General features: G+C 70.4%; 7 protein-coding genes, 1 other RNA gene and 1 pseudogene. 6 read left to right on the top strand and 3 right to left on the bottom strand.

Translation table 11 applies throughout. The features are described 5' to 3' along the window. From E1294_RS53215 to E1294_RS35260, 6 genes and pseudogenes are all read left to right on the top strand, one after another. Nucleotides 1-287: pseudogene (locus E1294_RS53215) on the top strand (hypothetical protein); the annotation flags it as partial. A gap of 77 nt (nt 288-364) precedes the next feature. After that, nucleotides 365-2611, top strand: a complete 2247-nt coding sequence (locus tag E1294_RS35275; protein ID WP_132515307.1) for a SulP family inorganic anion transporter — start codon at nt 365-367, stop codon at nt 2609-2611. Nucleotides 2612-2810: 199 nt separating this feature from the next. Continuing rightward, nucleotides 2811-3410, top strand: a complete 600-nt coding sequence (locus tag E1294_RS35270; protein ID WP_132515306.1) for a dihydrofolate reductase family protein — start codon at nt 2811-2813, stop codon at nt 3408-3410. A 628-nt stretch (nt 3411-4038) separates the two neighbouring features. Then, entirely contained in the window at nt 4039-4194 is a 156-nt protein-coding gene (locus tag E1294_RS53210) for a Scr1 family TA system antitoxin-like transcriptional regulator (protein ID WP_281284563.1), read from the top strand. Next, nucleotides 4185-4391 (top strand): DUF397 domain-containing protein, encoded by a 207-nt coding sequence (locus E1294_RS57505; RefSeq protein ID WP_132515305.1) that lies wholly within the window; start codon nt 4185-4187, stop codon nt 4389-4391. The genes E1294_RS53210 and E1294_RS57505 overlap by 10 nt, the downstream gene beginning before the upstream one ends. Before the next feature lie 37 nt (nt 4392-4428). Continuing rightward, the gene (locus E1294_RS35260; protein ID WP_132515304.1) at nt 4429-4947 is read left to right on the top strand and encodes a hypothetical protein; all 519 of its coding nucleotides are present in this window, start codon (nt 4429-4431) and stop codon (nt 4945-4947) included. A 63-nt stretch (nt 4948-5010) separates the two neighbouring features. Here E1294_RS35260 and rnpB read toward each other — a convergent pair. The 3 genes from rnpB to E1294_RS35245 all read right to left on the bottom strand — a co-directional run bounded on the left by rnpB (nt 5011) and on the right by E1294_RS35245 (nt 7674). After that, nucleotides 5011-5397: RNase P RNA component class A (gene rnpB / locus E1294_RS35255), an RNA gene on the bottom strand. 136 nt (nt 5398-5533) lie between these two features. After that, the gene (locus E1294_RS35250; protein ID WP_132515303.1) at nt 5534-6937 is read right to left on the bottom strand and encodes a bifunctional RNase H/acid phosphatase; all 1404 of its coding nucleotides are present in this window, start codon (nt 6935-6937) and stop codon (nt 5534-5536) included. Continuing rightward, nucleotides 6934-7674 (bottom strand): zinc ribbon domain-containing protein, encoded by a 741-nt coding sequence (locus E1294_RS35245; RefSeq protein WP_132515302.1) that lies wholly within the window; start codon nt 7672-7674, stop codon nt 6934-6936. Before E1294_RS35245 ends, E1294_RS35250 begins: the two co-directional genes overlap by 4 nt. Nucleotide 7675 lies beyond the last annotated feature (1 nt).

Genomic DNA, 7675 nt, shown 5'->3' with positions numbered 1-7675 from the left:
GGACGGTCTCGGCCTACGACGACGTGCTCGCCGCTCCGACGCCGTCACCCGCCCCTGCGCCGCAGCCCTCCTCGTTCGCGTACGAGACGGGCGACATCACCACGAGCCCGGCAGCCGGGGCGTGGCCGGAGCCGCCGGCGGGCGGCGCCGCCGCCTCCGACACCACGTGGCAGGCGTTCGGCGGCGGCGACGCGCACGGGCAGCCGCAGGCCGCCTCGGGCAACGGCCGGGGCAGCCACCGCAGGAAGAGCCCGGAGCAGGACTACCCGCACGACTACTACCGGTGATGGCAGCCCTCATTAATGGGTAAAACCCACATGAGGCACGGCTAAAGCGCGGTCGACGGAGCAATAGGGTTTGCTCCATGACCCGCGACACGCACCGTATCCGGCTGAGCACGCTCCGGCACGATGTGCCGGCGTCGCTCGTGGTCTTCCTCGTCGCGGTGCCCCTTTCGCTGGGCATCGCGATGGCCTCCGGGGCCCCTCTGGTCTCCGGGCTGATCGCCGCCGTGGTCGGCGGGATCGTGGGAGGCACGCTGGGCGGCTCGTCCGTCCAGGTGAGCGGACCCGCCGCCGGCCTGTCTCTGGTGGTCGTCGATCTCGTGCAGACGTACGGATGGCGGGCCACCTGCATGATCACCCTGCTGGCGGGCGTCGTCCAGCTCGTGCTCGGCATCTTCAAGGCGGCCAGGGCCGCACTGGCGGTGTCGCCCGCCGTCATCCACGGCATGCTGGCGGCGGTCGGCGTGATCATCGCGCTCGCCCAGCTCCACGTGGTGCTGGGCGGCACCTCGCAGAGCTCGGCCGTGGCCAACATCATCGAGCTGCCCGGCCAGATCGCCGACCTGCACGGGCACAAGGTGGCGGTCGGCCTGCTCACCATCACGGTGCTGGCGTTGTGGACCCGCCTGCCAAGGCAGGTCAAGGCGGTCCCCGCGCCGCTGGCCGCGCTGCTCGCGGCGGCGGGCACCGCCTGGGCCTTCGGCTGGGACGTCACCCGCGTCGACCTGTCCGACAGCGTCGGCGAGTGGGCCTTCCCCGTGCTGCCGCAGGGCGACTGGCACCTGGTCGTGGCGGCGGTGCTGCTGGTGGCGCTGCTGGCCGGCTGCGAGTCGCTGCTGTGCTCCGTGGCGGCCGACAAGATGCACGGAGGCAAGCGCGCCGACCTCGACCAGGAGCTGACCGGCCAGGGCGTGGCCAACATGGTCACGGGCGCGCTCGGCGGCCTCCCCGTCGCCGGGGTGATCGTGCGCAGCACCACCAACGTGCGGGCGGGCGCGCGTACTCGCTGCTCGACGATCCTGCACGGGGTGTGGGTGCTGATCTTCGCGCTCGGGTTCGGCTGGTCGATCCGGCTGATCCCGCTGGAGGCGCTGGCGGCGCTGCTGGTGTTCATCGGCGTGCAGATGGTGAACCTCGGTCACATCAAGAAGGTGCACGGCCACGGCGAGGTGCCGGTCTACGTCGTGACCATGGTCGCGGTGATCCTGCTCGGCCTGGCCGAGGGAGTGCTGGCGGGGCTCGCGCTGGCCGCGCTGCTCGCGCTGCGCCGGCTGACGTGGGTCACCGTGCTCAAGCGCGAGGACCGCGCGGGGCGGCTGCACGTGACGATCTCGGGCTCGCTCACGTTCCTCGGCGTCCCCAGGCTGACGCACGAGTTGCGGACGATTCCCGCGGGAACGGATGTCGGCCTCGACCTGAACATCGACTTCATGGACAACGGAGCCTTCGAGGCCATCCACTCCTGGCGGCTCGACCACGAGCGTATGGGCGGCACGGTCCACATCGACGAGCTGCACGACGAATGGTACGCGCTGGCGGCCAGCGGCGCGCGGATGTTCCCGGCCAAGTCGCCGCCCAAGGCGCCTGACCGGTGGTGGCTGCCGTGGGCGCACCGGAGCCGTCCCAGCCTGCCCTCCGTTCCGCCTGACGACTCCTCCGCGCCGGTGGAGTGCCGGCTCACGGAGGGCGCGCGCGAATACCACCGGCGTACGGCGCCGCTGGTGCGGCCCATCTTCACCGAGCTGGCCCGCAAGCAGCAGCCCTCGCACCTGTTCATCACGTGCGCCGACTCCAGGATCGTGCCCTCGTTGATCACGGCGAGCGGCCCCGGAGACCTGTTCACGGTGCGCAACATCGGCAACCTGGTGCCGCGCAGGGGCTCGGAGCCGCGCGACGACTCCGTGGTGGCGGCGATCGAGTACGCCACGCAGGTGCTGGGTGTGCACACGATCACGGTGTGCGGCCATTCGGGCTGCGGAGCGATGGCGGGCCTGCTGAGCGGCGGCGTACAGGCGGGCAGCCTGCCCGGGCTGCGCAGGTGGCTGCGGCACGGTAACCACAGCCTGGCCGCGTTCATCGAAAGAGAGGGAAACCGGCTGCACAACGGGGCGCTGGACGTGTTGTGCCGGGTCAACGTGCAGCAGCAGCTGGAGAACCTGCGCACGTACCGGAAGGTCGACGAGCAGGTACGCGCCGGGAAGCTGGAGCTGGTGGGGCTCTTCTTCGACATCGGCTCGGCCAGGGTGCACATGGTGCCGCCGCTGCGGCCCACGTGGCCGGCCGCACTGCGTCATGCTACGCAGACCGGCACGGTCGCCCAGGGTTAGGGCGCGGTGCCCGCGAGGCTCTCCAGGGACCACGGCGTGTCTCGCGGCGCCGGTCCTCACTCCCGGGGGGCCGGAGGCCCGTATCTCCGACTCCAGCTCTTCTCGGAAGAAAACCAGCCCGCGTGTAGAGGACGGGCGAGTGGCTCCGACTTCCTCGTGAGCGGCGCGAGACGAGCGCCGGAAGATGGGAGGCAGTGAGATGAGCAAGGTCACCAGTGACATGGCGATGTCCCTCGACGGTTTCGTGGCCGGCCCGGACCAGAGCCTGGAGAACCCGTTCGGCGAGGGCGTCGGCGAGCGCCTGCACCGGTGGATGTTCGAGGAGCCCGAGACGCACGCGGCGGTGATCGAGGGCATCACCGCGGCGGGGGCCTTCATCATGGGCCGCAACATGTTCGGCCCCGGCCGCGACGGCTGGGACCTGGACTGGACCGGCTGGTGGGGTGACGAGCCGCCGTACCACGCGCCGGTCTTCGTCCTCACTCACCACCCGCGGGAGCCGTTGCCGATGAAGGGCGGCACGACGTTCACCTTCGTCACCGATGGGATCGAGGCGGCCCTGGCCCAGGCGCGCGAGGCCGCCGGCGACCGTGACGTCGCGATCGCCGGCGGCGCGCGTACGGTGAACCAGTTCCTGGCCGCAGGGCTCATCGACGAGCTCCGCCTGCATGTCGCGCCCGTGATCCTCGGCCGGGGCGAGCGGTTGTTCGAAGGCGTCGGGGACGTCACGCTCGAACCGATCGGCGGCACCTCGGGCAGCAGCCTCGTCACCCACCTCGGCTACCGCGTGATCCGGTAGCGTTCCCCGTCGGTTCGGCGGCGGTCGAGCCCGTCCGGCGATGGGCGAGGCCTGGTTGGGTTGATGCGGGACGTCCCGCCCCAGACCGCCTCGGTGCCCGGCCCTTGACCGCCTCAGCCCGGCACGCCCTTATCGCCTGGTGAACCGGAACCAGACCTCTCCGCGGGTCTCGTCGTGGCGGAACCCCCACTCGTCGGCGAGCAGGTCCACCAGCCACAGGCCCCGGCCTCCTTCGTCGCCTGGGGCCGGGGTGCGTACGGCAGGTCTGGTGACGGAGGAGCCGGCGTGGTCGCCTCCACCTGTACGGTGCCGCCTGTGCGGGTGATCTGGACCGCCACCTGCCCATAGGGGTGCGGGCGGAGTCGGAGTGGGTGACGGCGTTGGTGACGACCTCGCTCAGCAGGAGGAGCACGTCGTCCAGGAACGGAGGCGGGAAACCGGCGCACAGCAGGGTGCGCGCCCAGCCGCGGGCCTCGGGGACGGATAGCTCCGTCGCCGGGAATTCTTTCCTCCAGGCGGGGTGGCACGTGTTCGCCGGCACCGTCTCTTCTCTCGTCAACGTCAGCTCCCCGGCCGTTGAAAGTGATGGATTGACCGCTTCACCGCTGCCGGAAAGGAGGGCCCTGAGGTGATGCGAGAGCAACTCGGGCATCTGCTGGAAATGGCCGAGCGACCTGCTGTCTTCGTCCAGATCGTCGATCCGGAATGCGTCGCGGGCCTGGCAGAGGCTTTCATGATCGCCGAGCTCCTGAAGATCGAGGAAGCGAGGCGCGAATGGACCTGAGTCCCGCCGTGTGGCGCAAGTCATCGCGTTCTTCCGACAACGGCGGCCAGCGTGTGGAGGTCGCCATGAATCTGCCCGGGGTGGTCGCCGTTCGCGGCAGCAAGGACCCCGACGGCCCCAAACTGCTCTTCACCCCCGCCGAGTGGGCGGCGTTCGTCCTCGGCCTCAAGGCCGGCGAATTCGACCTCCGGCCGTGACCCCCTGCACGGATAGGGACATTCATGTCGTGCGCCGGTGCACGACTCATTGCTGCGTGACCGCGGCTTGGGTAATGTCGCGGAGATCGGATCGATCGGAGGATTGATGCGCAATACCGAACTCGAAAAGCTCGACGGGCTCGTCGGAGAGTGGACAACGACGCTGTCGGACGCCTGGTTCCTCGAACCGGCGGGCACCGAAGTGCCGGGGACGACCACCGTCGAGCGGCTCGGGGAGTCGCTCTTGGTCGTGCGATCGCAGTTCGGCGGAGGCACGCACCACTCCGAGATGGGCCTCGTCATCGGCCGCAGCGACCCGAACGACGCCTACGTCGTGCTTTATCAGGACGACCGTGGCGTATGCCGCCAATTCGCCATGACCTTCGATGACGGGCACTGGACTCTGCTCCGTGAGGACCCGGACATGCATCAGCGCTTCGTCGCCGACGTCGAAAAGGACCGCATTTTCGGACGTTGGGAGGCATCCGAGGACGGGGGAAAGACCTGGCGGAAGGATTTCGGCCTCACCTTCGACCGGGTCTTCGCGCAAGGCTGAGAGTCAACCAGTCAGCCGGCGATCCCACCATGTCCGCATAGCTGCCGGCCAGAGGAAGGAAATGTGACGAGCCGGCCTGTAGGCCGGGTTCTGTCCTTCGTACGAAGGGGCGGCCATCCATCTAGGACCGCCGTTGCCGGCGGCCTCAAGCGGTCTACCCGCGCGGCTCGGGCGGACAGCCCTCGAACGTCGCGCGCGGACGCTCCGGGGAGCGCCCTTCTTGACCTTGCTCCGGGTGGGGTTTACCGAGCCGCCCACGTCACCGTGGGCGCTGGTGGTCTCTTACACCACCCTTTCACCCTTACCTCCCGTTTGGCCGGGAGGCGGTCTGCTTTCTGTGGCACTTTCCCGCGGGTCACCCCGGGTCGGCGTTACCGACCACCCTGCCCTGTGGAGCCCGGACCTTCCTCGGCGGGCCCGCGGGCCCGACGCGGCCGCCCGGCCGACTCGTCCGAATGAGGTTATCAAATTTCCGGTGTTCCCAGCCCGCGGCAAGATCGATCCGGTGGAATGAGGCTGGTCATCGCCCGAGGCAGTGACGCGCCGTGCCGGGTGTTCTGGCGGCATCCGGCACGGCGCGCGCTCATCAGCGCAGGTGGGAGATGTCGTTGAACGACTTCACCACGGCGGGCCCGTCCGCGTAGTAGTCGATGAGCGACAGGCAGGCCAGGTCGAGATGCATCCGGTAGAGGGACTCCAGCGGGGCCATGAGGGCGAGTCTCAGGAGCATCTTGATCGGGGTGACGTGCGAAACCGCCAGCACGGTCTTGCCTTCGTACCGCTCGACCAGGCGTTCACCCGCCGCCTGCACGCGATGCACGGCCGTGGCGAAGCTCTCGCCGCCGGGCGGGGCGACCGCGGGGTCGGCGAGCCAGGCGGCCAGTTCGGCGGGCCATCGGCGCTGCACCTCGGTGAACGTGTGCCCCTCCCAGGCGCCGAAATCAGCTTCCCTGAGGTCTTCGTCCACCTCGACATCGAGGCCGGTACGCTGGGCGACCACCTCCGCGGTCTGCCTGGCGCGCTTGAGCGGGGAGGTGACGATCACGTCCAGCCGGTACGGCTCGCGCGACAGCCGATCGGCCGCCGCCGACGCCTGGGCCAGGCCGTTGGGTGTGAGCTCGGCGTCGCCGCGGCCGGAGAACCTGCGCTCCAGGGACATTTCGGTCTCGCCGTGCCGGAGGAGGAGCAGCGAGGTCGCCACCTTGGTGGACGAGACCCAGCCGGCATTCTTGCCGAGCCGCTGGGCGGTGGCTATGGAGGCGGTTGGGGCGGACATTTCGGAAATGCCGCCTACGTCGAGGAGATCCGTCTGCTTCGCCACCGACGGCGCCGAGGCCCGAGCCCGCGGGTCCGCCTGCCGCGTCGCGGCCGACGCCTCCCGGGTCTCCGGTAGGTCGGCACCGCCCGGCTCCTGCCTCGCGGCGGACGACTCCCGAGTGTGTGGCGGGGCGGCACCGCCCGGCTCCTGCGTCGCGGCCGACGACTCCCCCGTGCCCAGCGGGGTGCCGGCCGGCTCCTGCCGCCCGGTGGACGACTCCGGTGGGGTGGTGGTGCCGCCCGCCTTCCAGGTCAGGCCCTTGGCGGCGGCGTCCATGGCCTCGTTGGCCAGGCGGTCGGCGTGTTTGTTGCGTTCGCGGGGGATCCAGGTCCACTCCGTCACCCGCAACCGCCTGACCAGCGCCCCCGCTTCCGAAGCCAGCGGGCGCAGCCCTTCGTTCTTGATCTTCCAGCGGCCCGCCATCTGCTCGATGACCAGCTTCGAGTCCATGCGCACGGCCACCGCGGCCCCGTCGCCGGCCAGCCCCAGCACCGCCGTGAGACCGGCGATCAAACCGCGGTATTCGGCGACGTTGTTGGTGGCGACGCCGATCGCTTCGGCCGCCTCCGCCAGCACCTGGCCGTCGGAGGCGTCCTTGACGACCGCGCCGTAGCCCGCCGGGCCCGGGTTGCCGCGCGAGCCGCCGTCGGCCTCGACGATGTAGGACGTCACAGGCCGGACTCTGGAGTGCGGACGAGGATGCGGCGGCACTCGTCGCAGCGGAGCACCTCGTCGTGCGGTGCGGCCTTGATGCGGTTCATCTCGGCGATGGACAGGGCCACCTTGCATCCCTGGCACCGGCCGCCGCGCAGCATGGCGGCGCCCACGGAGTATTGGTCCTTCAGCTTCTCGTAGAGGGCCAGCAGGTCGGCGGGGATCTCGCCGAAGACGGCGGTGCGGCGGCCCTGGACCTCGGCGGCCTCCTTGTCGATCTCGGCGAGCGCGGCGTCGCGGCGGCTCTCGGCGGCCGAGAGCTCGGCGGCGACCTCGTCGCGCTGCCTCACCAGGTCGGTGACCTTGGTGTCGGCGGCCTCCTTGCGCTCCATGATCTCCAGCACGATCTCCTCCAGGTCGCCCTGGCGCCTGTGCAGCGAGGCGATCTCGGACTGGAGGCCGGCCAGGTCGCGCGGCGAGGAGACGGCGCCGGAGTCGAGGCGCTTCTGGTCGCGCTCGGCACGCGTGCGCACGGCGTCGACGTCGGACTCCGCCTTGGTCTGCTCGCGGGTGAGGTCGCCCGCCTCGGTCTCGGCCTCGATCACCTGGGTCGAGAGACGGGCATACAGCTTGGAACGCTCGTCGATCTCGGCGAGCTCGGGCAGGGTGCGGCGGCGGTGCGCCAGCCGGTCGATCACGGAGTCGAGCTCTGCCAGGTCGAGCAGTCGCTTCTGGGCCTCAGGGGCTGCTTTCATG

This window comes from Nonomuraea diastatica, from assembly GCF_004349015.1.
Taxonomy (GTDB): domain Bacteria; phylum Actinomycetota; class Actinomycetes; order Streptosporangiales; family Streptosporangiaceae; genus Nonomuraea; species Nonomuraea diastatica.
The sequence above is the reverse complement of the archived record's forward strand: the minus strand, read 5'-3'. Positions and strand labels throughout refer to the sequence as shown.